This is a genomic window from Castellaniella hirudinis (genome assembly GCF_042651965.1).
In the GTDB taxonomy this organism is placed as follows: domain Bacteria; phylum Pseudomonadota; class Gammaproteobacteria; order Burkholderiales; family Burkholderiaceae_B; genus Castellaniella; species Castellaniella hirudinis.
In genome coordinates, this window is the sequence record NZ_JBHSDY010000001.1 from 62,449 (window position 1) to 86,587 (window position 24,139).

Sequence of the window (24,139 nt, forward strand, 5' to 3'; positions counted from 1 at the left end):
CGCGCCGGCTCAGGCCGGCCAGGCGACCTGGCCGGCGTCCGGATGCACCTTCACCAGCCGGCAGGGCCGGCCCAGCCATTGGGAAAACCAGGCTGAGGCCAGTTCCCCCTCATCGACCACGCGCACGTCGCGCCCGCCGATCGACGCGGTGCGTTCGACGCTGTCGTCGTCCTCGATCACGTCCAGCGGCACGTCCAGGCGCAGCATGCCGTCCGCGCGGATCACCAGATAGCCGAAGCGCAGGCTGACGTCCAGCCCGGCCAGGCCCGGCGCCCGGTCGGCTTCCAGCCAGCAGTCCTGGTCGTCGACCGCCAGCCAGCGGCGGTCATAGGGCCGGGCGGCCTCGTCGGCCAGGGCGGTCGCCCCGGCGATCGGCTGAAAAGCGGATTCGGTCGTCATGGTGCGGTTTTCCTTATGATCGTCACTGTCCCAGCAGGCCTTTGAGGGCCTTGCCGATGCGTTCCACCGGGTCGGCGCCGGATGCGGGCGCCGCAGCGTTCTTCGGGGCTTCGCCGGCCGCCTCAGAGTCGGAATCAGGCGACGGCAGGGCCTGCTCGATCAGGTCTTTGCCCTTGAGCAGTTCCCCCAGGCCCGACTTCAAGGCGCGCTGGATGGACGGATTGCGGATACCCGACCAGTCCACCTCGTATTCAGGGTGATCCCAGGCGCCGGCGATGCGGATGGGGATGGTCGCCCCCAGGAGCGGCGTCAGCGCGGCATCCAGGCCCTTGGGCAGCCGCGCCGCCACCTGGGCCTGCAGCACCAGGTCCAGGCTGCGGCCGGGCACGTCGATGCGCGCCGGCTTGCCTTCGGACACGCGCACCAGATCGGAGACCACAGAGACCTTCGACAAGGTGCCCTGCCCATCCTTGAGATCGAGGCGGGTGTCCAGCGTGCTGAAAGCCGTGCTGCGGCGCTTGTCGAACGGCGAGGCCAGCGCATCCAGGCGGCCCTTCAGGACGTTGCCCAAGGCCGCCGACACGTCCCCCAGGGTCCGCGAGGCATCCACGCCATGCACGGCGCCATCACGCACCTGCACGGCCACCCGGCCCGCCAGCGCACGTTGCAGCGCGTCCATCGTGGCGCCCTGCGCGCGCAAGTCGATCTGCGCCGCGCCTCGTCCCGACAACACATTCCGGCCCAGCGCGGCCTGAATCAGAGGCGCCACGGCAATCTTGTCCAGATTCAGCTTCAAACCGAACGTCTGGTCGGCCGCTGCGCTGAACTGCCCCGCCAGCGTGCCTTCGTACAGATTGGCCGACAGTTTGGAGACGGTCAGCGAACCCTGCTGGACCTTGGCCTGGGCAGCCACGCTCTTGAGCTGCACGTCGCGCACCCGCAGATCGCCGATCCGCACGTCGCCTTCGACATCCAGGCCCTGCAGGAACGACAGGTCGATGGGCGCAGGCGCGGGCGGCGCCTGCGCAGCGGCGTCTGCGGGCTTGTCCGTCGCGTCCGCCGCCTTTTCCTGGTCCTTGTCCGCCTCCTTGCCCTCATCGCCGGACTTGGCCGCGGCAGCGGCCGGGGGCGCCGGCAGCCAGCGGTTCAGGTCGAGCTTTTCCGTGTTCAGGGTGAACTGGGTGCGCGGCTGGGGCGTGGCCAGCTTCGTGGTCTGGGACTTGAAGGCCGCCTGCCCGCCGTCGATCACGGCATTCAGGTCTGCCGACAGCAGATCCTGCACCAGGTCCAGATGCACGTTGCCGATCATGGGGAATTCATAGCTGCCGGACGGCAGCGCCCGATCGCGCACCCCCATATCGCCCTTGATGGCGCTCAGGGAGCCCTTGCGCAGAGAAGTGTTCCAGTCCAGCGGCGAGGTCAGTTGCAGGCGCAGCAGGCGATCACCCTGGGTCAGCCCCCCGTCCAGGCTGGCCGTGCGGAACTGCCATTCGTTGGCATTGCCCGACAGGCCTTCCAGGCCCAGCGAGACGGCCAGCGTGTCATCGCCGGTCCATTTCAGGGTGCCGGTCACCGGATCGGCCTGGGCGGACTCGGGTGAAATCGCCAGCGCCGGCGCATCCAGCGCCAGATCCAGGGCGCGCTTGCCGTCCTGGCCGACGGCGCGCAGCGCCAGCTTGTTGATCTTGAGCGCGGTGTTGCTCTGGTCCAGGCGCAGTTGCGCCGCCGTCAGGCTGGCCTTCAAGCCCTGGATCGGGTGAGCGCCGACGATATTGCCGCTCAGGGCCAGTTCCAGATTGTCGGCGGAGAAATGGCGGGCCTTGCCGTCGTAGGCCAGATTGCCCCGCAACGTGGCCTGCGACTGGTCCAGATTGCCCAGGCGCCCGCTCAACTGCACATTGATTTTCTGCGCCAGATAGCCTTGCCCACGCGGGTTCAGGCGCAGCAGCGCCTGGGCCTGGAGCTGGGCGTGCTGCACCGGGTCGTTGCCCGTGATCACGGCCTTCAGGGACGCGTCGAAGGGCTGGTCGTACGTGACCCGGCCGGTGTTGGCCTCGATCTGTTCGAGGGTCGTGGACAGGCCGTCATGCAGGTCGATGTACTGGACCCGCCCTTCCTTCAGTTCCAGGCCGGCGATGTCGATGTTGAAATCGGATCCGGCGCCGGTCCCGGGCGCGGCAACGGCCGCGGCAGCCGCCATGGGCGCGGGCGCCACCCCGGTCGTGGACACCCCCTCTGCATCCAGCAGATCGCTGAAGTTGAAGCGGCCCTTGGCATCCCGCACGACATAGGCCTTCAAGCCCGTCACGGCCACGTGGTCCACCACCAACTGGTTCGACAGCAGCGGCCAGATCGCCACCGCAAAGCGGGCGCTGTCGATGGAGACGAAGGTGTCTTTGGCGTCACGATTGGACAAGGCCACGTCGCTGACGGACAGACCGATGCGGGGGAACAGCGACAAGCTGATGTCGCCGCCGATGGTCAGCGTGCGCGCGGTGCGTTCGAACACCAGGGCTTCCAGCCTGGATTTATAGGCGTTCGGATTGAAGGTCAGCAGGAAAATCGCCAGCCCGACCACCGCCAGCAGCAGCGCCACGACCAGGCTGAACAACACCCGCTTCAACCAGACATTCATTTTTTGACCTACACCCTCGATAGGAGTCCCGCCCACGGTGGGACAACACCCGGCAATGCTAACCCATGCCCAGGCTGCGCATGGCCGTTTACTGCGCTCGGCCGCATTCTATTGCACCGCATTGCATTTCGTAGAGGGATGCGAAGCGGATTCAAGGTTTTTATATTATTTTTAGTTATATTAAAATATTCGCATAGACCTTATATTGACAGCACATTCACCAGTACGATGGTCAATTACTCTAAAAATGCCGCACAGGAGACTTTCCACATGACCCGCCGCTTCGAGACCCTGGCCATCCACGCCGGCTACACCCCCGATCCCACGACCAAAGCGGTCGCCGTGCCGATCTACCAGACCACCTCGTACGCCTTCGACGACACCCAGCACGGCGCGGACCTGTTCGACCTGAAAGTGGCGGGCAACATCTACACCCGCATCATGAACCCGACCACCGCCGTGCTGGAAGAGCGCGTCGCCGCCCTGGAAGGCGGGGTGGCCGCGCTGGCCGTGGCCTCGGGCATGACGGCCATCACCTACGCCATCCAGACGCTGGCGCAGGCGGGCGACAACATCGTCTCCACCAGCAAGCTCTACGGCGGCACCTACAATCTGTTCGCCCACACCTTCCCGCGCCAGGGCCTGGAAGTCCGCTTCGCGCCCCACGACGACGTGGCCGCCCTGGAAGCCCTGATCGACGACAACACCCGCGCCGTGTTCTGCGAATCGGTCGGCAACCCGGCGGGCAACATCATCGACATCCAGGCGCTGGCCGACGCCGCCCACCGCCACGGCGTGCCGCTGATCGTGGACAACACGGTCGCCTCGCCCGCGCTGTGCCGCCCCATCGAATGGGGCGCCGACATCGTGGTGCATGCCCTGACCAAGTACATGGGCGGCCACGGCACCAGCATCGCCGGGGCCATCGTGGACAGCGGCAAATTCCCCTGGGCCGAACACCGCGACCGTTTCCCCATGCTGAACGAACCGGACCCGTCCTACCACGGCGTGGTCTACACCGAGGCCTTCGGGCCGGCCGCGTTCATCGGCCGCTGCCGCGTCGTGCCCCTGCGCAACACCGGCGGGGCGATCTCGCCCTTCAACGCTTTCCTGGTGCTGCAGGGCATCGAGACCCTGGCCCTGCGCATGGAGCGCCACTGCGCCAATGCCCTGGCCGCGGCCCGCTTCCTCAAGGACCACCCGCAAGTCGCCTGGGTCAATTACGCCGGCCTGCCGGATCACGCGGAACACGCGCTGGCGCAAAAATACATGGGCGGGCTGCCCGCCAGCATCCTGTCCTTCGGCATCAAGGGCGGCCTGGCCGCAGGCGCCCGCTTCATCGATGCCCTGCAACTGATCCTGCGGCTGGTGAACATCGGCGATGCAAAGTCCCTGGCCTGCCATCCGGCCTCGACCACGCACCGCCAGCTCAGCCCCGAAGAACTCGCTCGTGCCGGAGTCGGCGAAGACATGATCCGCCTGTCCATCGGCATCGAGCACATCGACGACATCCTCGACGATCTGCGCCAGGCGCTGGACGCCAGCCGCTGACCCGGCCCCGTCCCGCCTCATCCTCAAGACATCAAGGAAAACCCATGCAATACCGCCGCATCCCCGCCGGGAGGCCGCCATGCAGGTAGGCATCCCTCGTGAAACCCTGCCCGGCGAAACCCGGGTCGCCGCCACCCCCGAAACCGTCAAGAAGCTGGCCCAGGCCGGCCATCGGGTCCTGGTCGAACGCGGCGCCGGCACCGCCGCCCGCTACCCCGACGCCGACTATGAAAAAGCCGGCGCCGAACTGACCGACGCCGACGCCGCCCTGGGCAGCGAACTGGTCCTCAAGGTCCGCCGTCCGGACGCCGCCGAACTGGGCCGCATGAAACCGGGCGCCGCGCTGCTCGGCATGCTGGATCCCTTCGACGCCGACGGCCTGAAGGCCCTGGCGGGCGCCGGCCTGACCGCATTCGCCCTGGAAGCCGCACCGCGCACCACCCGCGCCCAGAGCCTGGACGTGCTGTCGTCCCAGGCCAATCTGGCCGGCTACAAGGCCGTGCTGCTGGCGACCCAATACTACGGCCGCATCTTCCCCATGATGATGACCGCCGCCGGCACGCTCAAGGCCGCCCGCGTGGTGGTCCTCGGGGCGGGCGTGGCCGGTCTGCAGGCCATCGCGACCGCGCGCCGCCTGGGCGCCGTGGTCGAAGCCTCCGACGTGCGCCCCGCCGCGCGCGAACAGGTCGAGTCGCTGGGCGGCAAGTTCATCGACGTGCCCTACGAAACCGACGAAGAGCGCGAAATCGCCGAAGGCGTCGGCGGCTACGCCCGGCCCATGCCAGCCGCGTGGATGGCGCGCCAGGCTGCGCTGGTGGCCGAACGCTGCAAGCAGGCCGACATCGTCATCACCACGGCGCTGATCCCCGGCCGTCCGGCGCCGACCCTGATCCAGCCGGACACGGTCGCCGGCATGAAACCGGGCTCGGTCATCGTCGACCTGGCGGTGGAACGCGGCGGCAACTGCCCGCTGTCCGTGCCGGGCGAGGTCGTCGAGCGCGACGGCGTCACCCTGGTCGGGCTGAGCAATCTGCCCGCCCTGCTGGCGACCGACGCCTCCGCGCTGTACGCGCGCAACGTGCTCGATTTCCTGAAACTCGTCATCGACGCCGAGGGCCGCCTTGCGCTCCCGGAGGACGACGACATCGTCAAAGCCTGCCTGGTCTGCAAGGACGGCCAGGTCCTGAGGAGCGCCTGATGGAAGCCGTCAATCCTACCCTGATCAACATCATCATCTTCGTGCTCGCCGTCTACGTGGGTTTCCACGTGGTCTGGAACGTGACCCCGGCCCTGCACACCCCCCTGATGGCCGTGACCAACGCCATCTCGGCCATCGTCATCGTCGGCGCCATGCTGGCGACCGGCCTGACTGACGGCGGCCTGGCCCAGTCCATGGGCGTATTCGCCGTGGCCCTGGCGGCGGTGAACGTCTTCGGCGGCTTCCTGGTCACCCAGCGCATGCTGGAGATGTTCAAGAAGAAGGAACGCAAGGGGGGCCAGGCATGATCTCGGCCAATCTCGTCACCCTGCTCTACCTGATCGCTTCGGTCTGCTTCATCCAGGCGCTCAAAGGCCTGTCCCACCCCACCACCTCGCGCCGGGGCAATGCCTTCGGCATGATCGGCATGGCGATCGCCATCGTGACCACGGCGGCGCTCATCGTCGGCCTGGCGCGCGACGGCGCCACCATCGCAGGTCTGGGGCGCGTGGTCCTCGGCCTGCTGATCGGCGGCAGCATCGGCACCCTCCTGGCCCGCAAGGTCCAGATGACCAAGATGCCGGAACTGATCGCCTTCATGCACAGCATGATCGGTCTGGCCGCCGTCGCCATCGCCACGGCGGTCGTGGCCGAGCCGCATGCCTTCGGCATCGCGGCCGTCGGCGCCCCCATCCCCGTGGGCAACCGGCTGGAACTGTTCATCGGCACCTTCGTCGGCGCCATCACGTTCTCCGGCTCGGTGATCGCCTTCGGCAAGCTGTCGGGCAAGTACAAGTTCCGCCTGTTCCAGGGCGCGCCGGTGGTCTTCTCCGGACAGCACATGCTGAACCTGCTGCTGGCGATCCTGATGCTGGCCTGCGGCTTCTGGTTCATGGCGACGCAGTCCTGGCTGCCCTTCATCATCATGACGGCCATCGCCTTCCTGCTGGGCGTGCTGATCATCATCCCGATCGGCGGCGCCGACATGCCGGTGGTGATCTCCATGCTGAACAGCTACTCGGGCTGGGCGGCGGCGGGGATCGGCTTCTCGCTGAACAACCCGATGCTGATCATCGCCGGTTCGCTGGTGGGCTCGTCGGGCGCGATCCTGTCCTACATCATGTGCAAGGCGATGAACCGGTCGTTCTTCAACGTGATCCTGGGCGGCTTCGGGGCCGAGGCGTCCGCGGGGGGCGCAGCCGGCGACGGCGTGCAGCGCAGCGTCAAATCGGGCAGCTCGGACGACGCCGCCTTCCTGATGAGCAATGCCGATACCGTCACCATCGTCCCGGGCTACGGCCTGGCCGTGGCGCGCGCCCAGCACGCACTCAAGGAACTGGCGGCGAAACTGTCCGCGCAGGGCGTGACGGTCAAATACGCCATCCACCCGGTGGCCGGGCGCATGCCGGGCCACATGAACGTGCTGCTGGCCGAAGCCGAGGTCCCCTACGACCAGGTGTTCGAAATGGACGACATCAACGGCGAATTCGGCCAGACCGACGTGGTGCTGGTGCTGGGCGCCAACGACGTGGTCAACCCGGCCGCCAAGAACGACCCGAACTCGCCCATCGCCGGAATGCCGATCCTGGAGGCCTACAAGGCGCGCACCGTGATCGTCAACAAGCGTTCCATGGCGGCGGGCTACGCCGGCCTGGACAACGAACTGTTCTACATGGACAAGACCATGATGGTGTTCGGCGACGCCAAGAAGGTCCTGGAGGATATGGTCAAGGCCCTGGAATAGAAGTCGCGCCAGAGCGTCTCCGGCCCCGCCGGAGACGCTCCGCCCAAAACCCGTGCATGCGGGCTTACCCGCAGTCCGCCGGCCCCGATTCCGGGGCCGGATCGTTTAAAATCAATAACTGTTACATTCTCGGCATAGACCACGACCATGCCCTTCCAGGAAGACGATCCCTGTCTGGTATCGCAATCGCTTGAAATCAGCTCCATCCTGCAAGGCCTGCTGACTCAGCGGGTCCTGGTGCGCCTGGATATCCCCGGCAAAGCCGTCTCGATCATCTCCACCGCACTCGAGGTCGACCCGAAAACCGGCACGCTGCTGCTGGACAATGCCTCCGAAGAACAGACCAACAGCCAGTTGCTGCGCGCCACGTCCGTGCGGCTGCAGGGCACGCTGGATCGCGTGATGATCGAATTCTCCGGGCCGCTCAGCCCCGCCATGCACGGCGGCAAGCCGGCCCTGGCGATGGTCTGGCCGACCCAGTTGCGGCGGGTCCAGCGGCGCGAGTTCTTCCGGGTCGACATCCCGGCCAGCAACCCCGCCCATTGCCTGATCGAACACGCATCCCTGCCTGCGGGCAGGGCCCGCTTCCGCATCGCCGACATCAGCGCCGGCGGCCTGCAACTGGTGGACCGCGACCTGCTGCTCACCGATGCCGCCGTGGGCACGGTCTTCGAGGAATGCACGCTGGAACTGCCCGGCGCCCCCGAACTGGATCTGGGCCTGCGCGTGCTGCGATCCACCCAACTGGCCCAGGACAACGGCAAGCCGCAGCAGCAGATCGCCTGCCGCTTCGTCAATCTGCCGGACAACCGCCAGATCGCCATCCAGCAATACATCGGCGGGATCGAACGGGCCGTCCTCTCGCGCCGCTGGGGCATGGACTAGGGCGCGCCGCTGTTTCGGCGCGCGACCTCTGCCGCCCCCTCCCGCGCCCGCGCCGCATCACCCCTGCCTGGTAAATATATCTATTGAATATTTACCGTGCCTGTGAAATCATCCCTGGTATCGGGCTCGCACGGGCCCTCCCGGCACCGAGCCCTCATCATGAACGCTTCCTCCTGTGACGTCGCCATCGTGGGCGGCGGCATCATCGGCCTGAGCTGCGCGCTGTACCTGCGCGAAGCCGGACACGATGTCGTCGTGGTCGAACGCAACGACCCGGCCAGCGGCGCCAGCCGGGGCAACGCGGGCGCGCTGGCCTTCGCCGAGATCCTGCCGCTGGCGTCCCCGCGCATCATCCGCAAGGCGGCCCGCTGGCTGTTCGACCCCCTGGGGCCGCTCAGCCTGCCGCCCGCCTATCTGCCGCGCATCGCTCCCTGGCTGCTGCGCCTGTGGCGCGCCAGTTGGCCCTCGCACTACCGGGCCAACATCCAGGCGCAGGTCGCTCTGATCGGCCTGGCCCAGGCAGAAATGCTGGACATGCTGGCCCGCACCGGGCTGGACCGCCATCTGCACACCGAAGGCGTGCTGGAAGTCTACGAAGGCGCGGACCGCTTCGCCGCCGCCCAGGAAACCGCCCGCCAGCGGCTGGCCTACGGCATCGAAAGCCGGCCCGTCCAGGGCGACGAACTGGCGGCGCTGCAGCCCGGCCTGGCCGCGCGCTTCACCCACGGCATGCTGGTGCCCCGCTGGCGCAACGTCGATGATCCCCAAGCCCTGGCCGTGGACATCGGCCTGCGCGCGCAGGCGCTCGGCGCCCGCTTGCTGCGCCGCGAGGTCCGCGCCGTCGAAGCAGCCGCCGAAGGCGGCCGTCTGCGGCTGGATGACGGCGCCACGCTGCAAGCGCGCCGTGTCGTCATCGCCGCCGGCGCCTGGTCGCACCAGCTCAGCCGCCCGCTGGGCGACCCCATCCCCCTGGAAACCGAACGCGGCTACAACACCACGCTGCCGCCGGATGCGCTGGACCTGCGCCGCCAGATCACGTTCGCCGACCACGGCTTCGTGATCTCGCCGCTGACCTGCGGCATCCGCGTGGGCGGCGCCGTCGAGCTGGCCGGCCTGAAGCGCCCGCCCGACTACCGCCGCGCCCAGGCCATGCTGGACAAGGCCAAGGCCTTCATGCCGGCGCTGCGCACCGAGGGCGGCGAGCAATGGATGGGCTTTCGGCCCAGCCTGCCCGACTCGCTGCCGGTGATCGGCCGCGCCCGGCGCCACCCCGACATTCTCTACGCCTTCGGGCACGGCCACCTGGGCCTGACGCAGTCGGCCGCCACCGCCCGCCTGATCCGCGATCTGGTCGGCGGCCAGGCGCCCGCCATCGACCTCACCCCCTACCGCCCGGCCCGTTTTTTCTAAGGACACACCATGCATCGCATCACCATCCTGGATTCCCACACCGGCGGAGAGCCGACCCGGCTGGTGCTCGACGGCTTCCCCGATCTGGGCGCCGGCTCCATGGCCGAACGCCGCGCGCTGCTGGCCGAGCGGCACGACGCCTGGCGCAAGAGCGTGATCCTGGAGCCGCGCGGCAACGACGTGCTGGTCGGCGCCCTGCTGTGCGCCCCGGTCGATCCCGGCGCCGCCGCCGGCGTGATCTTTTTCAACAACACCGGCTACCTGGGCATGTGCGGCCACGGCACCATCGGCCTGCTGGCCTCGCTGGCCTGGCTGGGCCGCGTCGAACCGGGCGAGCACCGCATCGAGACCCCGGTGGGCACCGTCACCACGACCCTGCACGAAGACGGCTCGGTCAGCGTGCGCAATGTCCCCGCCTACCGTCATCGCAAGGCGGTGGCCGTGGACGTGCCCGGACACGGCGTGGTGCACGGTGACATCGCCTGGGGCGGCAACTGGTTCTTCCTGGTGGACGCCCCCGACCGGGTGGTGCCCGGCGCCGACCGCGACGCGCTGACGGAATACACCTGGGCCATCTGCCAGGCCCTGGACGCCCAGGGCATCCGGGGACGCGGCGACGCGCGCATCGACCACATCGAACTGTTCGGGGCCGACGAGGACGCCGACAGCCGCAATTTCGTGCTGTGCCCCGGCAAGGCCTATGACCGCTCGCCCTGCGGCACCGGCACCAGCGCCAAGCTGGCCTGCCTGGCCGCCGACGGCAAACTCTCCCCGGGACAGATCTGGCGCCAGTCCAGTATCATTGGCAGCCAGTTCCAGGCCAGCTACGAGCCGGGCGAGCACGGCGAGGTCATCCCGACCCTGCGCGGACGCGCCCACATCAGCGGCGAAACCACCCTGATCCTGCAAGACGACGACCCCTTCCAATGGGGCATCGAATCGCAGCCCTGATTGTTCTGCGATATGACTTCCGCATCCCCTACCGTCAAGATCCGCGCCACCGAAGCAGCCTACGACCGCATCGAACAGATGATCGCCACGCTGCAGCTGGAGCCCAACCAGCCGATCGTGGAAAGCGACCTGATCCAGATGACCGGACTGGGCCGCACGCCCATCCGCGAGGCCCTGATGCGGCTGATCGCCAGCGGCCTGATCGAACAGCAGCCCCGGCGCGGGCTGCGCGTGAGCGAAATCCGCATCGCGGAACACCTGATCCTGATCGAGACCCGCCGGGTGCTGGAGCGCCTGATCGCCGGTTCGGCGGCCCGCCGGGCCACGGCCGGGCAGCGCGCCGCCCTGCTCCAAGCCGCGCATGACATGACCGAAGCCGCGCGCCAGGGCGATCTGGCCGGCTATATGGCGGCCGATCAGGCGCTGGACCGCGTCACGCACGAGGCCAGCCGCAATCCCTACGCGGTGCAGGCGATCATCCCGATGATCATCCAGTGCCGGCGCTTCTGGTACGCCTACCGGCACGAAGGCGACCTGGAACGCGGCGCCCGCTGCCACCTGATGCTGGCCGAAGGCATTCATGCCAATGACCCGGAGCGGGCCATCGCGGGCGCGGATGCGCTGATGGATTACCTGATGGAATTCACCCACACGGTGATCGAGGGGTGAAAAAAAAGCGCCCGAGGGCGCTTTTTTTCACTTCAACTTCAGTTCACATACCAGATCGTCTTGACCTGCTGGTACTGGTCCAGGGCTTCCAGGCCGTTGTCACGACCGCCGAAACCGGACTGCTTGTAGCCGCCGAACGGGGTGGTGATGTCGCCTTCCGAGAAACCGTTGACCGACACCGTGCCCGCCTGGATGGCGCGCGCCATGCGCTGGGCGCGGCCCACGTCGCGGGTGTACAGGGACGCGGCCAGGCCGTAGTTGCTGTCGTTGGCCAGCTCGATGGCCTCGGCCTCGGTCTCGAAGGTGGACACGGCCAGGATGGGGCCGAAGACCTCTTCGCGGAACAGGCGCGCTTCGCGCGTGACGCCGTCGAAAATGGTCGGTTCGACATACCAGCCGCTGCCCAGTTCCGAATGGATCCGGCCGCCGTGCGCCAGACGCGCGCCGTCGGCGGCTGCGCCTTCCAGGAAGCCGCGCACCTTCTCGAAGTGGGCGCGCTCGACCATGGGGCCGATCTGCACGGACTCGTCCGTGGGCAGGCCGACCTTCCAGTTCGACAGGCGCGCGCGCAGGCGATCCAGCACCGCGTCCTTGACGCTGGACTGGACGATCAGGCGCGAGCCGCAACTGCAGTTCTCGCCCATGTTCCAGAAGGCGGCGTTCAGCACGTGGTCCACCAGGCCGTCCAGATCGGCGTCCTCGAAAATCACCTGCGGGCTCTTGCCGCCGCATTCCAGGACGATTTCCTTCAGGTTGCTCTCGGCGGAATACTTCAGGAAATAGCGGCCGACTTCGGTGGAACCGGTGAAGGACACCACGTCCACGTCCATGTGCCGGCCCAGGGCCTCGCCCACCGATTCGCCCAGGCCGGTCACCAGTTGCAGCGCGGCGGCCGGGACGCCGGCCTCGTGGGCCAGTTGCGTCATGCGATAGGCGCTGAGCGAGGTCAGTTCGGCCGGCTTGACGATGACCGAATTGCCGGCCGCCAGCGCGGGCGCGACCTTCCAGGCGTACATCTGGGCCGGGAAATTCCAGGGCAGCACGGCCCCCACCACACCGATGGGTTCCTTGACGATCAGGCCGGTGGCGGCCGGACCGGTCGGCGCGATGCGGCCGAAGCACTTGTCGATCGCCTCCGAATACCAGCGGAAGGTATCCAGCGTGGCCGGCATGTCCGTGTTCAGGCATTCGGTGATCGGCTTGCCGGCGTCGATGCAGTCCAGCGCGGCCAGTTCTTCGGCGTGGGCCGTCATCAGGTCCGCCCAGCCCAGCATGATGCGCTTGCGTTCGGCGGGCGCCAGTTGCGACCACTCGCCGGACTTGAAGCTGGCGCGCGCCACGCGCACGGCCAGGTCGACGTCGGCGGCGGTGCCCGATTCCAGGGCGCCGATGACGCTGTTGTCGATCGGCGTAGTGTTGTCCATCCGGGCGCCCGGCACATCATGGCCGGGGATCAGGTGGCCGGCCCACAGCTTGCCCTCGCGGGCCTGGGCGAATATCTGTTCCTTGGTCTGCGGCATACGGCGGTCTCCTTAACCTTGGTAGGCGTCCAACAGCGCCAGGAAGGCGCGTTCATCCTGTTGCGACATCGGCGACAGGGGCAGGCGCACCGGGCCGGCCTCGACGCCATGACGGCGGCAGCCCAGCTTGGCCTTCTGATTGTAGTCACCCGACTCCATGGCCTGGATCACCGGGTACATGCCGCGCATCATGCCGCGGACCGTGTCCCACTGGCCCTCGCCGGCGGCCTTGACCATGGCGGCCTGTTCGGCCGGGAACACGTTGGCGCCGCCGCTGATCCAGCTGCGCACGCCCCAGAACAGGAAGTCGGCGGCCATGTCGTCGGAACCGCTGATGATCTGGAAATCGGGGATGTCGGACTGGATCAGGGCCAGGGCGCGGTTGAAGCTGCCGCTGCTTTCCTTGATACCGACGATGTTGGGGATGCGCGCCAGCTCGATCACCGTTTCCACGGCGATCTGCACGCCCACCCGCGCCGGGAAGTCGTACATGATGATGGGCATCTTGGTGGCCTGGGCAACCGTGGTGAAGTGCTGCACGATCCCGGCCTGCTCCGGCAGGCTGTAGGGCGGCGTGGACAGCATCAGGCCGTCATAGCCCAGGGCCTCGGCCTGCCGGGCATTGCGGATGGCCTGCGTCGTGGACAGGGCGTTGATGCCGGCAATCGACGTCACGCGGCCCCGGGTGGCTTCGGCCACCGTGCGCAGGACCAGTTCGCGCTCGTCGTCTTCCAGCGCATAGTATTCGCCCGTGGTGCCGCAGGCCACGATGCCGGCGACGCCGGCCTCGATGAAACGTTCCACCAGTTGACGCAGCGCAGCGGCATCAACGCTGCCGTCCGCAGCGAACGGGGTAACGATGGGAACCAGGACTCCGTCGGTTTTCATATGCTTTCCTAAAGACTCAAAAGACGGCCCGTGCGATCGGGCCAGGACGGGGCGCATGGCCCCGGGATCGAAATCAGAACCCGACGACGCGCTGCGGCAGCCAGGTGGCCAGGGCCGGGAACAGCACCACCAGCGCCAGGGTCGCGAACTGGACCAGGATGAAGGGCACCACGCCCTTGCAGACCTGGCCGTACTTCATGTCGGGCGGCGCAATCGACAATAAATAGAAGATCGAGGACGCCATCGGCGGGGTCAGGTAGCTGGTCTGGATGACGATGATCACCAGCGTGCCGAACCAGACCGGATCCACGCCGGCCGCCGTCAGCACGGGCAGGAACAGCGGCACGCAGATCAGCACGTTGGCGGTCCAGTCCAGCACGAAACCCAGCAGGAACACAATGCACAGGAACAACACCAGCGTGCCCGACAGCCCCAGGCCCATGTCGGAGATCAGCCCCTGGATCAGGCGCGAGCCCCCATTGGCGGCGAAGATCCCGGTGAACATGATACCGCCGGCCACGATCAGCAGGATCATGGCGGAAATCCGCACCGTGATCGCCAGCGACTCGCGCATCACGGTCAGGCTGAACTTGCCATAGCAGATGCACAGGATCAGCGCGCCGATGGCGCCGACGGCGGCGGCCTCGGTGGGCGAGGCGATGCCGGCCATCAAAGAGCCCAGCACCGCCACGATCAGCAGCATGGTCGGCAGCAGGCCGCTGAAGGTGATCTTCAGCTTTTCCATCAGCGGCAGGCGCATGTCCGGATCATCGGCGCGGGGGCCTTTCTTCGGGTCCAGGATGCAGACCACGACGATGTAAAGGACGAACAACCCCACCATCACCAGGCCCGGGAACAGCATGGCGGCGAACAGCTCGCCCACTGAAATCTGGGCCAGCGAGGCGTACACCACGGCCACCACCGAGGGCGGAATCATGGTGCCCAGCGAACCGCCCGCGCAGATGGTGCCGGCGATCAGCGAATTGTCATAGCGGAAGCGCTGCATGGCGGGAATCGCCATCAGGCCCACCATGACCTCGACCGCGCCCACCACACCGGCGGCAGCCGCAAAAGTGGCGCCCATGGCGATGGTGGCCACGGCCAGGCCGCCGGGCAGCCGCCCCAGCCAGAGCTGCATGGTGCGGAACAGCCGCGCGGCGATGCCGGAGCGTTCCAGGATCGCGCCCATCAGCACGAACATCGGAATGGCCGACAGGATGTAGTTGGTGGCCGCCGAATACAGGCCGCCGTAGAGTTGATTGAACACCTGGTCGCCGAAGGCGAACCAGCCCGCGACCAGGGCGGGAATGATCAGGGACAGGGAAACGGGGATGCCGAGAAAGATCAGCAGGAACATCCCCGGGAACATCAGGGCGGCGATGGTCGGATTCATCAGTGATCCTTCTTGGCGTCGGAATCCAGGCCGCAGAAGGCCCGCAGCCCTCCCACCGCCAATTGCAGGGTCAAGGCGATCAGGCCGATCGCGATGCAGAGATAGAACGGCCACATCAGCGGCGCCCAGGGGCTGACCGTCTCGACCTCATGCCGCACCCAGGCGCGCCAGGTATGCGACACGGCGATCCAGGACAGCATGCCGAAGAACGGCGCCAGGATCAGCAAATAAGCGACCCCCTGGACCCCATGATTGAAGCGGGCCGGCAGGCGGTTGCGCAGCACATCGATGCGGATGTGTGCGTCTTCCCGCAGGACGTAGGCCACGCCCAGCAGGAAGACGGCGCCGTTGGCCATGTAGGCGACGTCGAAGGCCCAGGCCGTGGGCGCATCGAACACATAGCGGGCAAAGACCTCGTACACCATGGCCACGGTCAGAACGGCCGCCGCCACGCTGGCCAGCTGGGAGGCGCACCAGGACACGCCGTTTGCAAATCGGGTCAGGGCATTGAGCATCTCGGCCTCGCTAAGGGCGTGCTGGATCAGTCGCGCATCAGGTAGTTGCTTTCAGCCTTCCAGCGCTTGTGGTAGGCCTCGTAGTCGGCCAGCACCTCGGCCATGTCCGGCTTGCCGGCCGCCTTTTGCGCGTCGGCCGTCTTGTGCATCCAGTCGTAGCCCGCATCGGACAGCTGCTTCACGAACTCGGGGCTGAGCGTGATGATCTCGTTGCGGCCGGCGCGGTACTTCTCCATGGCCTTCATGTCGGCGTCATAGAAGAAGTCCAGGCTCTGCTCGGTGGTCAGATAGGCGGCGGCTTCGATCAGCGGCTTCAGGTCGGCCGGCACCTTGTCCCAGGTTTCCTGCTTGACGACCACTTCCCACATGAAGGTCGGCTGGTGCACGCCCGGCACGACGATGTATTTGGCAGCCTGGTGGAAGCCTTCCGGCATATTGGCCGACGGCGGCGCCCATTCCACGGCGTCCACGCCCTTGCGCTGCAGCAGCGTGTAGGTCTCGCCCGCCGGCACCACGGTCGGCACGGCGCCGAAGTAATCGCGCATCACTTCGGCCCAGGGGCCGGAGGTGCGGTACTTCATGCCTTTCAGGTCTTCCGCGCTGCGGATGGGCTTGTTGGCGTGCGCCAGGACTTCGGTCGAACCGATGCCGACGATCATGGTCTTCAGGCCTTCGCCGGCGCGCAGTTTTTCCAGGCGCTCTTTGCCGCCGCCCTGATACAGCCAGGCCTTGTAGGCATCCGGCCCCATGCCGCCCGGGAAACCCGAGAAAATGGCGTTTTCCGGATTCTGGTTGACCAGGTAGCTGGAGGTGGAGTGGCCGGCCTCGACCACGCCGTCACGCACCGCGTCGAACACCTTCAGGGCGGGCACGATGACGCCGGCGCCAAAGGGCTGGATCTCGACCCGGCCGGAGGTGATGGTCTTGACGTTGGAGGCGAAGCGCTCCAGGAAGTTCTGATAGAAAGGCGAACCTTCGGGCACCGAGGTCGGCACGCGCCAGGTCACGTCAGCAGCCGTCGCGGCGCCCGCGGCGCACATCGACATCGTGAAGGCCGCCACGGCCAGGGTACGGAAAATCTTCTTCATGGTCTCCCCCTCGAAGGATTGGATTCGGCGCCGGTTGAACAGCCCTCGCGCTGCTTCCAGTCTAATATCCAATAAATATATTTACAACATATTTAGGGTAAACACTGACGCATCCCAGCTATGCTAGGCTCCCTCCTCAACCTTCACAGGAGCCACGCCATGCCGACCATGCACATTGAATTGTTCGAGGGCCGCACCCCCGAAAAAAAGCGCGAACTCGTTCGCGCGCTGACCGAACGCACCTGCGAAGTCCTGGGCTGCCAGCCGGATTCCGTGGACATCATCCTGACGGAAGTCAGCAAGGACCGCTGGGCCACAGGCGGGGTGTTCTGGTCCGAAAAAAACTAGGGAACCGCTGCATCAGAGGCTCCCTCAGGCTGCCGGGGCGCGGCCCCGGCAGCCACGCCTACTGCCCGACCATGCGTTCGACCTTCTGGCGCAACTCGGGACTCTCGCGCACGGCGCGGCTGATGCCGTTGTATTCAGCCACGCTCATGCCTCCGGCCTCGACCTGATCCACCATTTTCTGATCGGCCTCGACGCGCACCGCCTGCTTGGCAGGCTCGTCCTGGGCGGACTCCAGCTTGGGCTGGTATTCCGCCGCCACGGCGCTGACCTTGCGCACGGCGACGGCGTAACGCTGCAGTTGTTCATCAGTCGGCTTGTCCACGGCCTCGTAAGACGTCTGCGCGCCTGCGGTCTTGGCAACCATCAAAGGCCCCGCCAATCCCAGCGCGATGACGGAAGCCGCGAGAAAGCCTTTCATCAATTGATTCATTCTGTACTCCTGCGTCGCGTAATCAACCACCTCATGATCGCGGCGGGGGCAGGGGGTTTCAAGTTTCCCGATGTACAGTCCTGTGTCATCATGCCACCAGCCGCCGCCGTCCCCGGATGCCGCACCGCCCGGGGCGCACACCTCGAACCCCCGCATAGAGACACACATGGATACGGATTTCTGGCTGCAGCGCTGGGAACAGGGACAGACCGGCTTTCATCAGTCCCGCGTCATGCCCCTGCTGCAAAAACACTGGCCCGGGCTCGGTCTGCCGGCCGGCAGCCGGGTGCTGGTGCCGCTGGCCGGCAAGACCCTGGACGTCCTCTGGCTGGCGGAACAAGGTCACGCCGTGCTGGCGGTGGAGCTATCCCCCATCGCCGTCCGGCAGTTCTTCGAAGAACACGCCCTGCAGCCCGAGATCCGGTCCACGCCCCAGGGCACGCTGTACCGGACCGGGCCGATCGAATTCCTGTGCGGCGACATCTTCGGCCTGGACGCGGCCACGCTGGCCGATTGCACGGGCTGCTATGACCGCGCCGCCCTCATCGCCCTGACGCCCGAACTGCGCGAGCGCTATGTGCGCCACGTCTATGGGCGGCTGCCCGCCGGCTGCCGCACGCTGCTGCTGACGCTGGACTACCCGCAAGCAGAGATGGACGGGCCGCCGTTTGCCGTGCCGGCATCCGAGATCCAGGCGCGCTACGGCGACCGTTGGCGCATCGAACCGTTGGAAACCCGCGACATCCTGGCCCAGGAACCCAAGTTCGCCGCACGCGGCCTGTCCCGCCTGAGCACGGAAGTTTTCCGCCTGACGGCGGTCTGATCCGCGCAATCCCACACAAAGGAATTGAGGCCCCACCGGGCGCCTGTTATTCGCTTTGAAATCAACCCCGTTTCGTAAAATCGCCTGTAAACAATTGTTTGGACCGCGACGGACGGCTGCCGACGCGTCTCCAGGAGACACCCAGCCAAAACACGAGCACACCATGCGTAATTTGAAGATCGGCACCCGACTGGCCTTGGGCTTCGGGCTCATCATCATCCTGTTGCTGATCATGTCCGGCATCGGCGCCTGGCGCATGATCGACGGCCAGAAGGCCAACGATAATCTCGAAGAACGGCAGATCGCGAACTCCCTGATCCTGCAATGGGCTCGCCAGGTGGAGGTCAATGCCAACCAGGCGCTGGCCGCCGCCAACCTGACCAATCCGGACGTACTGGCGGTCTTCAAGAAGGGCATGGACGCCTCGGACCAGCACGCGTCCGAGACCCGGGCCAAGATCGAGGCCATGGTCACCAGCCCCGAGGCCAAGGCACTGTACGGCAACGCGATGAAAGCCCGCGAATCCTACGTGACGGGCCGCACCCAGGCCTTCAAGGACCTGGACAACGGCGACTACGCCAAGGCCGACACCTTCTTCAACGTGGAAATGCCCAAGATCACGGCCACGTACATCGCCGAGATCGACAAGCTGTCCAAATTCCAGGGCGACTTCGTCAGCCATCTGTTCAGCGAAAGCAAGCGGGCCACCGAACTGGGCCTGAGCATCCTGGCAGTGGCCACCCTGCTGGCCCTGATCCTGGGACCGCTGTTCTCCTGGCGCGTGACGCGCTCCATCACCCACCCGTTGCGCCACGCCGTGGCGCTGGCCGGCTCCGTCTCCCAACGCGACCTCAGCCAGGACATCCACCCCCAAGGCAAGGACGAAGTCACCCTGCTGGAACAGGCGCTGCGCAACATGGGCCAGGACTTGCGGAGCACCGTCAGCGAAATCCGCACCGGCTCGGACGCGATCGCCTCGGCCTCGGCCGAGATCAGCGCCGGCAACCTGGACCTGTCCTCGCGCACGGAACAACAGGCCAGCTCCCTGGCCGAGACCGCCGCCACGATGGAGCAGATCACCGCCACCGTGCGCCAGAACGCCGACAACGCCCAGCAGGCCAACACCCTGGCGGCCTCCGCCGCCAAGACCGCCACGGACGGCGGCGCCATCGTCGCCGAGCTGGTCTCCACCATGAGCGAGATCAACACCAAGTCCCAGCAGGTCGCCGACATCATCGGGGTGATCGATTCCATCGCCTTCCAGACCAACATCCTGGCCCTGAACGCGGCGGTCGAAGCCGCCCGCGCGGGTGAGCAGGGCCGCGGCTTCGCCGTGGTCGCCTCTGAAGTTCGCGCGCTGGCGCAACGATCGGCCGGCGCCGCCAAGGAAATCAAGGGCCTGATCGACACCTCGGTGGAATCCACCGCCAAGGGCAACGAGCAGGCCTCGCGCGCGGGCGCCACGATGCAGGACATCGTCGACGGCATCAATCGCGTCACCGACATCATGGGCGAGATCAGCGCAGCCAGCCGCGAACAGACCACGGGGATCGAGGAAATCAACTCCGCCGTCACCCAGATGGACGACGTCACCCGCCAGAACGCCAGCCTGGTCGAAGAATCGGCGGCCGCGGCCACCAGCCTGCAGGAGCAGGCCGACACCCTGGCGCAACTGGTCGCCACCTTCACCCTGAGCAAGACCGACGCCGGGGCCGGCGCGCAGCCAGGCGCCCAGTCCCGCACGCAATCAAGCGCTCAGGCGGGGGCTGCCCCGGGCGCCGGCGCCGCGCGCGCTTCCCAGCCGCCGCGTCTGCCCTCGGCACCGGAAAAGGTCGTCAGCCCGGCGCCGCAACGTGCCCGCAGCGCCTCCGCGGCCGACGCGCCCGCTGCCCGCGCTGCCGCCAAGCCCGCCCTGCGCGCACCCGGCAAGCCTGCCCCGGCCTCCGCGGATACCGGGGAATGGACCGAATTCTAGGGCTTTTCATTACAATCGTGTGAGATCTGCGCACGGCCCGCACTCGCGGGCCGTGCTTCATTCAGGAGACATCCGCCGTGAACATCCGCATCCCTGGCGCCGCGCTGGCGGCCGTGCTGGCTTTGGCCTTTCCGCTCCACGCCCATGCCCAGGTCAAAGTCGGCGTGGTCGTGTCCGCCACCGGCCCGACAGCCCTGGTCGGCATTCCCCAGAAAAACACCGTGCCGCTGCTGCCGACCCAGGCGGGCGGCCAGACCATCGAATACATCACCCTGGACGACGCCAGCGATCCGACGCAGACCGTCACGGCCTTCAAGAAACTGATCACCGAATCGCACGTGGATGCCCTCATCGGCCCGACCGGCTCGCCCAACTCCATGAGCGTGCTGCAGTTCGCGGCCGAATCCGGCACGCCGATGCTGGCCCCCGTGGGCGCAGCCTCGGTGGTGCTGCCCATGACCGAACAAAAGAAGTGGGCCTTCAAGACCACCCAGAACACCGACATCATCGCCCAGGCCCTGGTCCAGGACATGGTCAAACGCGGCATCAAGACCGTCGGCTTCATCGGTTTTGCGGACGCCTACGGCGACGACTGGTATCAGGTCTTCAGCCGCATGGCCAAAGACCAGGGCCTGGACCTGATCGCGACCGAGCGCTACCAGCGCACCGACACCTCTGTCACCGGACAGGCCTTGAAGCTGCTGGCCGCCAAGCCCGACGCCATCCTGGTCGCCGGCACCGGCGGCGCTGCCGCATTGCCGCAGACGACGCTGGCGCAACAAGGCTACAAGGGCCGGTTCTACCAAACCCACGGCGCCGCCCTGCCCGCCTTCCTGAAATTCGCCGGCAAATCGGCCGAAGGCACCATCCTGGCCGCCAGCCTGATGCTGGTGCTGCCCGAAATCCCCGACAGCAACCCGTCCAAGCCCATCGTCCAGGACTACATCCAGCGCTACCAGGCCAAGTACGGCGAAACACCGGCCACCTTCGGGGCCAACGTCTACGATGCCGGCCTGCTGCTGCAACACGCCATCCCCACAGCCCTGAAATCCGCCCAGCCGGGCACACCGGAATTCCGCCGCGCCCTGCGCGATGCCCTGGAGCAGACCCACGAACTGGTGGCCACCCAGGGGGTCTATTCCATGACGCCCGAGGATCACAGCGGCTTTGACAAGCGCGGACGCGAACTCATCACCGTCAAGGACGGCGCCTGGACCTTGCTGCACTGACGGCTGTCCAGCACGCCTCGGTTCGGGCAATCCTCACGCCGAGGCGGCTGCGCAAGCGCCGCGCGCCACTTCACCCCGCCATAGGGGCGGCCTCGCGCACCTCGTGAATCGAATGAAACGCGATGCACAGCCGGTTGAAGGTATTGATCAAGCCGATGGCAACGGTCAGCCGGGAGAGTTCGCTCTTGCTGAAATGCTGGAGCGCCTGTTCATAGAGTACATCCGGGACGCCGCCATCGGCGACGAGCGTCACCCGTTCGACCCACGCCAGCGCCGCGCGCTCGCGCGCCGAAAACAAAGGGGATTCCTTCCAGGCCGAGACCAGAAAGACGCGCTGCTCGGTGTCCCCGTCTTCACGGGCTTCGCGGCTGTGCATGTCGACGCAGTACGAGCAGCCGTTGATCTGTGAGGCACGCAGATTGACGAGATGTATGAGCGAGCGTTCCAGGCCGCATTCATCGATGGCCTGCTTCAGGCCCATCACGGCCTTCATCTGCTCGGGTGCTTCGGCGAAGAAGTTCAGTCGAGGTTGCATGTGCATGGATTCATCCTTTCAAGAGGGGCGTGGATCGCCTGGCAAGGTCGCGTCGCAGTGACGCGACCTTTCAGTCGAGTACACCCATCAAGACGGATGAGCCGGCGGAGTTGTGACCGCCGCCCGAAAATCTTCCTGAAAATGCCGCACGGCTGTCACACAGGCGCATGCCGGTTCGTCTTGTTATATCGTGGCGGCAATTCGTGGCGGCAATGGCCAAGGTGAATGTCCCGATGGAAAACGAGATGGCAAACGACCAGGCGCTGGCCGCACTGCGCCCCCGCCTGTTTCGGCTGGCCTACCGGATGCTCGGCCTGCGGCAAGAGGCCGAGGACGCCGTGCAGGAGGCCTTTTTACGCTGGCATGCCAGGCAGCCCGAGGACGTGCGCTCGATGGAGGCCTGGCTCGTGACCGTGCTCTCGCGCCTGTGCGTGGACCGCTTGCGCGCGCTCCAGGTCGAGCGCGAAGCCTATATCGGCCCCTGGCTGCCCGAACCTCTGGTGGCGATGGAGCCGCCCGCCGACCAGGCGACGGAGCTGGCCTCGGAGCTTTCCATGGCCCTGCTGCTCGTCCTGCAAAGATTGTCCGCCGAGGAGCGCGTGGGCTTCCTGATGCACGACGTGTTCGATTGCGCCTATGCGGACATCGCCACGGCACTGGGCAAGAGCGAAGCGGCCTGCCGCCAACTGGTGCATCGCGCCCGCGAACGCGTCGGCCGCGACAAGCCGCGCTTCGAGGTCTCCGAGGCCGCGCACCAGCGATTGGTGCAGCAGTACGTTCAGGCCGTCCAGGCCCGCGACGCCGGGCGCATTGCCGAACTGCTCGCCCCCGAGGCCGTCTACCTGAGCGACGGCGGCGGCAAGGTCGGCGCGTCGCGGCGCCCCATCATCGGCGCCCGGCGCATCGCGCGCCTGGAGATCGGCGTGCTGGGCAAGCTGCCCCCGGACTTCTCGATCGAGGCGGGCCGGGTCAATGGCCGCACCGGCGCCATCGCCCGGATCGACGGCCGTATTTTCGCCGTGTCGTCGTTCGAGACGGACGGCGCCCGCATCCTGTCCGTGATGCGGGTGCTCAATCCGGAAAAGCTGACGGGCGTGGATACTAACCTTGCGCGTCCAGCTTCTGCTTCAGCGCTTCCAGCGGCAGCGCGCCGTTGACGCGCGTGCCGTCGGCGAAGAACAGGGCCGGCGTGCCTTGCACGTTCAGCTTGCGCCCCAGGACCAGATTGGTCTGGATCGGCGTGTCGCATTCAGCCTTGGCCGGGTCCTGGCCGTTCAACATCCAGGCCTTCCAGGCCTTGGCCGGGTCGGCCGCGCACCAGATATCGCGCGAACGCGTGGTGGAATCCGGCGACAGGATCGGGAACAGAAAGGTGTAGACCGTGACGTTGTCCACGTCTTCCAGGGTGCGGTGCAACTGCTTGCAGTAGCCGCAGTTGGGGTCCTCGAACACGGCGACCTTGCGCGCGCCGGTGCCCTTGACCTGCTTGATCGCATGATCCAGCGGCAGGCTGTCAAAAGCCACCTGTTGCAAGGCTTCGAGCCGTTCGGCCGTCAGGTCGCGGCGCGCCTGGGCGTCGATCATCGAACCCTGCAGCACGTAATCCACCTGGGCATCGGTGTACAGCAGGTCCATGCCGACCTGGACCTCGAAAATCCCGTTCATGGGCGTCACCCGGACGGCGTCCACCTGGATCCCGGGAAAGCGCTGCTCGAAGACGCGGGCGACGGCCCGGGCCGAATCGGACTGGGCGGGCGAGGTGGACAGGACGCGGTCCTTCGTACCGTCACGCGCGGGGGCGGACGATTCGGCGGGCGCGGCCCGGGAGGACGACTGGGTGCTCAAGACCTGGTCGCCGGACGGCTCCGCCAGCGCGGGTTGGACCAGGGTGGACAGGCTGCCGCACAGCAGCAGCGCGGCCAGGCTCAGGGGGTGTTTCATGGAAAAAACCTC

The 24,139-nt window shown here is 66.9% G+C and carries 23 protein-coding genes; 13 read left to right on the top strand and 10 right to left on the bottom strand.

The window, feature by feature from the left end; genetic code table 11:
• Positions 1–9: 9 nt before the first annotated feature.
• Both ACFO0J_RS00340 and ACFO0J_RS00345 read right to left on the bottom strand, forming a co-directional pair.
• The gene (locus ACFO0J_RS00340) at positions 10–399 is read right to left on the bottom strand and encodes an MOSC N-terminal beta barrel domain-containing protein (RefSeq protein ID WP_376811073.1); all 390 of its coding nucleotides are present in this window, start codon (positions 397–399) and stop codon (positions 10–12) included.
• 22 nt (positions 400–421) lie between these two features.
• Entirely contained in the window at positions 422–3,034 is a 2,613-nt protein-coding gene (locus ACFO0J_RS00345; RefSeq protein ID WP_376811074.1) for an AsmA family protein, read from the bottom strand.
• A 270-nt stretch (positions 3,035–3,304) separates the two neighbouring features.
• Here ACFO0J_RS00345 and ACFO0J_RS00350 point away from each other — a divergent pair, with 270 nt between their 5' ends.
• The 8 genes from ACFO0J_RS00350 to ACFO0J_RS00385 all read left to right on the top strand — a co-directional run bounded on the left by ACFO0J_RS00350 (position 3,305) and on the right by ACFO0J_RS00385 (position 11,442).
• Positions 3,305–4,585, top strand: a complete 1,281-nt coding sequence (locus ACFO0J_RS00350; protein ID WP_376811075.1) for a bifunctional O-acetylhomoserine aminocarboxypropyltransferase/cysteine synthase — start codon at positions 3,305–3,307, stop codon at positions 4,583–4,585.
• Between the two features lie 79 nt (positions 4,586–4,664).
• On the top strand, positions 4,665–5,783 hold the full coding sequence (locus ACFO0J_RS00355) for a Re/Si-specific NAD(P)(+) transhydrogenase subunit alpha (protein WP_376811076.1): 1,119 nt from the start codon (positions 4,665–4,667) through the stop codon (positions 5,781–5,783).
• The gene (locus ACFO0J_RS00360) at positions 5,783–6,091 is read left to right on the top strand and encodes an NAD(P) transhydrogenase subunit alpha part 2 (RefSeq protein ID WP_043684843.1); all 309 of its coding nucleotides are present in this window, start codon (positions 5,783–5,785) and stop codon (positions 6,089–6,091) included. Before ACFO0J_RS00355 ends, ACFO0J_RS00360 begins: the two co-directional genes overlap by 1 nt.
• Positions 6,088–7,527, top strand: a complete 1,440-nt coding sequence (locus ACFO0J_RS00365; protein ID WP_376811077.1) for an NAD(P)(+) transhydrogenase (Re/Si-specific) subunit beta — start codon at positions 6,088–6,090, stop codon at positions 7,525–7,527. Before ACFO0J_RS00360 ends, ACFO0J_RS00365 begins: the two co-directional genes overlap by 4 nt.
• A gap of 147 nt (positions 7,528–7,674) precedes the next feature.
• A complete protein-coding gene (locus ACFO0J_RS00370) occupies positions 7,675–8,412 on the top strand; it encodes a flagellar brake protein (protein ID WP_376811078.1) in 738 nt (245 codons plus the stop codon).
• A 159-nt stretch (positions 8,413–8,571) separates the two neighbouring features.
• Positions 8,572–9,822 (top strand): NAD(P)/FAD-dependent oxidoreductase, encoded by a 1,251-nt coding sequence (locus ACFO0J_RS00375; protein ID WP_376811079.1) that lies wholly within the window; start codon positions 8,572–8,574, stop codon positions 9,820–9,822.
• A 9-nt stretch (positions 9,823–9,831) separates the two neighbouring features.
• Positions 9,832–10,773 (top strand): 4-hydroxyproline epimerase, encoded by a 942-nt coding sequence (locus ACFO0J_RS00380; protein WP_376811080.1) that lies wholly within the window; start codon positions 9,832–9,834, stop codon positions 10,771–10,773.
• Between the two features lie 12 nt (positions 10,774–10,785).
• Complete coding sequence (locus ACFO0J_RS00385; protein WP_376811081.1) at positions 10,786–11,442, top strand: GntR family transcriptional regulator; 657 nt, start codon at positions 10,786–10,788, stop codon at positions 11,440–11,442.
• A gap of 38 nt (positions 11,443–11,480) precedes the next feature.
• Here ACFO0J_RS00385 and ACFO0J_RS00390 read toward each other — a convergent pair whose 3' ends face one another.
• The 5 genes from ACFO0J_RS00390 to dctP all read right to left on the bottom strand — a co-directional run bounded on the left by ACFO0J_RS00390 (position 11,481) and on the right by dctP (position 16,846).
• Positions 11,481–12,962 carry an aldehyde dehydrogenase gene (locus tag ACFO0J_RS00390; RefSeq protein ID WP_376811082.1) on the bottom strand — a complete coding sequence of 494 codons (1,482 nt, stop codon included), beginning with the start codon at positions 12,960–12,962 and terminating at the stop codon, positions 11,481–11,483.
• A gap of 12 nt (positions 12,963–12,974) precedes the next feature.
• Complete coding sequence (dapA, locus tag ACFO0J_RS00395) at positions 12,975–13,850, bottom strand: 4-hydroxy-tetrahydrodipicolinate synthase (RefSeq protein ID WP_376811083.1); 876 nt, start codon at positions 13,848–13,850, stop codon at positions 12,975–12,977.
• A gap of 73 nt (positions 13,851–13,923) precedes the next feature.
• Positions 13,924–15,243 (bottom strand): TRAP transporter large permease, encoded by a 1,320-nt coding sequence (locus ACFO0J_RS00400; protein WP_376811084.1) that lies wholly within the window; start codon positions 15,241–15,243, stop codon positions 13,924–13,926.
• Positions 15,243–15,758, bottom strand: a complete 516-nt coding sequence (locus ACFO0J_RS00405) for a TRAP transporter small permease subunit (protein ID WP_376811085.1) — start codon at positions 15,756–15,758, stop codon at positions 15,243–15,245. Before ACFO0J_RS00405 ends, ACFO0J_RS00400 begins: the two co-directional genes overlap by 1 nt.
• A gap of 26 nt (positions 15,759–15,784) precedes the next feature.
• Complete coding sequence (gene dctP, locus ACFO0J_RS00410) at positions 15,785–16,846, bottom strand: TRAP transporter substrate-binding protein DctP (protein WP_376811086.1); 1,062 nt, start codon at positions 16,844–16,846, stop codon at positions 15,785–15,787.
• Positions 16,847–16,966: 120 nt separating this feature from the next.
• On the opposite strand from dctP, the gene ACFO0J_RS00415 reads away from it, so the two are divergent.
• Positions 16,967–17,194 carry a 4-oxalocrotonate tautomerase gene (locus ACFO0J_RS00415; protein WP_376811087.1) on the top strand — a complete coding sequence of 76 codons (228 nt, stop codon included), beginning with the start codon at positions 16,967–16,969 and terminating at the stop codon, positions 17,192–17,194.
• A 58-nt stretch (positions 17,195–17,252) separates the two neighbouring features.
• Here the strand turns inward: ACFO0J_RS00415 and ACFO0J_RS00420 are convergent, their stop codons facing one another.
• On the bottom strand, positions 17,253–17,624 hold the full coding sequence (locus ACFO0J_RS00420) for a DUF4168 domain-containing protein (protein ID WP_376811088.1): 372 nt from the start codon (positions 17,622–17,624) through the stop codon (positions 17,253–17,255).
• 166 nt (positions 17,625–17,790) lie between these two features.
• Between ACFO0J_RS00420 and ACFO0J_RS00425 the strand changes: the two genes are divergently transcribed.
• From ACFO0J_RS00425 to ACFO0J_RS00435, 3 genes are all read left to right on the top strand, one after another.
• Positions 17,791–18,447, top strand: coding sequence for a thiopurine S-methyltransferase (locus tag ACFO0J_RS00425; RefSeq protein ID WP_376811089.1), 657 nt, complete (start codon positions 17,791–17,793; stop codon positions 18,445–18,447).
• Positions 18,448–18,610: 163 nt separating this feature from the next.
• A complete protein-coding gene (locus tag ACFO0J_RS00430; protein WP_376811090.1) occupies positions 18,611–20,422 on the top strand; it encodes a methyl-accepting chemotaxis protein in 1,812 nt (603 codons plus the stop codon).
• A gap of 77 nt (positions 20,423–20,499) precedes the next feature.
• Complete coding sequence (locus tag ACFO0J_RS00435; protein ID WP_376811091.1) at positions 20,500–21,651, top strand: ABC transporter substrate-binding protein; 1,152 nt, start codon at positions 20,500–20,502, stop codon at positions 21,649–21,651.
• Positions 21,652–21,721: 70 nt separating this feature from the next.
• Here ACFO0J_RS00435 and ACFO0J_RS00440 read toward each other — a convergent pair whose 3' ends face one another.
• Positions 21,722–22,186: a carboxymuconolactone decarboxylase family protein gene (locus ACFO0J_RS00440; RefSeq protein WP_376811092.1), complete on the bottom strand. Its 465-nt coding sequence runs from the start codon at positions 22,184–22,186 to the stop codon at positions 21,722–21,724.
• A 245-nt stretch (positions 22,187–22,431) separates the two neighbouring features.
• On the opposite strand from ACFO0J_RS00440, the gene sigJ reads away from it, so the two are divergent.
• Entirely contained in the window at positions 22,432–23,343 is a 912-nt protein-coding gene (gene sigJ, locus ACFO0J_RS00445; protein WP_376811093.1) for an RNA polymerase sigma factor SigJ, read from the top strand.
• On the opposite strand, the gene ACFO0J_RS00450 is transcribed toward sigJ, so the two are convergent.
• Positions 23,288–24,127 carry a DsbC family protein gene (locus tag ACFO0J_RS00450; RefSeq protein ID WP_376811094.1) on the bottom strand — a complete coding sequence of 280 codons (840 nt, stop codon included), beginning with the start codon at positions 24,125–24,127 and terminating at the stop codon, positions 23,288–23,290. The two genes, sigJ and ACFO0J_RS00450, sit on opposite strands and share 56 nt — an antisense overlap.
• Between the last annotated feature and the right edge of the window lie 12 nt (positions 24,128–24,139).

Bases quoted from the DNA above. Each gene is read 5' to 3' on its own strand.
- ACFO0J_RS00415 (WP_376811087.1), top strand. From the start codon at position 16,967: ATGCTAGGCTCCCTCCTCAACCTTCACAGGAGCCACGCCATGCCGACC.
- ACFO0J_RS00450 (WP_376811094.1), bottom strand. From the start codon at position 24,127: ATGAAACACCCCCTGAGCCTGGCCGCGCTGCTGCTGTGCGGCAGCCTG.
- dapA (WP_376811083.1), bottom strand. From the start codon at position 13,850: ATGAAAACCGACGGAGTCCTGGTTCCCATCGTTACCCCGTTCGCTGCG.
- ACFO0J_RS00385 (WP_376811081.1), top strand. From the start codon at position 10,786: ATGACTTCCGCATCCCCTACCGTCAAGATCCGCGCCACCGAAGCAGCC.
- ACFO0J_RS00405 (WP_376811085.1), bottom strand. From the start codon at position 15,758: ATGCTCAATGCCCTGACCCGATTTGCAAACGGCGTGTCCTGGTGCGCC.
- ACFO0J_RS00425 (WP_376811089.1), top strand. From the start codon at position 17,791: ATGGATACGGATTTCTGGCTGCAGCGCTGGGAACAGGGACAGACCGGC.
- ACFO0J_RS00350 (WP_376811075.1), top strand. From the start codon at position 3,305: ATGACCCGCCGCTTCGAGACCCTGGCCATCCACGCCGGCTACACCCCC.
- ACFO0J_RS00360 (WP_043684843.1), top strand. From the start codon at position 5,783: ATGGAAGCCGTCAATCCTACCCTGATCAACATCATCATCTTCGTGCTC.
- ACFO0J_RS00390 (WP_376811082.1), bottom strand. From the start codon at position 12,962: ATGCCGCAGACCAAGGAACAGATATTCGCCCAGGCCCGCGAGGGCAAG.
- ACFO0J_RS00380 (WP_376811080.1), top strand. From the start codon at position 9,832: ATGCATCGCATCACCATCCTGGATTCCCACACCGGCGGAGAGCCGACC.
- ACFO0J_RS00420 (WP_376811088.1), bottom strand. From the start codon at position 17,624: ATGAATCAATTGATGAAAGGCTTTCTCGCGGCTTCCGTCATCGCGCTG.
- ACFO0J_RS00375 (WP_376811079.1), top strand. From the start codon at position 8,572: ATGAACGCTTCCTCCTGTGACGTCGCCATCGTGGGCGGCGGCATCATC.
- sigJ (WP_376811093.1), top strand. From the start codon at position 22,432: ATGGCAAACGACCAGGCGCTGGCCGCACTGCGCCCCCGCCTGTTTCGG.
- ACFO0J_RS00340 (WP_376811073.1), bottom strand. From the start codon at position 399: ATGACGACCGAATCCGCTTTTCAGCCGATCGCCGGGGCGACCGCCCTG.
- ACFO0J_RS00440 (WP_376811092.1), bottom strand. From the start codon at position 22,186: ATGCAACCTCGACTGAACTTCTTCGCCGAAGCACCCGAGCAGATGAAG.
- ACFO0J_RS00355 (WP_376811076.1), top strand. From the start codon at position 4,665: ATGCAGGTAGGCATCCCTCGTGAAACCCTGCCCGGCGAAACCCGGGTC.
- dctP (WP_376811086.1), bottom strand. From the start codon at position 16,846: ATGAAGAAGATTTTCCGTACCCTGGCCGTGGCGGCCTTCACGATGTCG.
- ACFO0J_RS00365 (WP_376811077.1), top strand. From the start codon at position 6,088: ATGATCTCGGCCAATCTCGTCACCCTGCTCTACCTGATCGCTTCGGTC.
- ACFO0J_RS00345 (WP_376811074.1), bottom strand. From the start codon at position 3,034: ATGAATGTCTGGTTGAAGCGGGTGTTGTTCAGCCTGGTCGTGGCGCTG.
- ACFO0J_RS00400 (WP_376811084.1), bottom strand. From the start codon at position 15,243: ATGAATCCGACCATCGCCGCCCTGATGTTCCCGGGGATGTTCCTGCTG.
- ACFO0J_RS00370 (WP_376811078.1), top strand. From the start codon at position 7,675: ATGCCCTTCCAGGAAGACGATCCCTGTCTGGTATCGCAATCGCTTGAA.
- ACFO0J_RS00430 (WP_376811090.1), top strand. From the start codon at position 18,611: ATGCGTAATTTGAAGATCGGCACCCGACTGGCCTTGGGCTTCGGGCTC.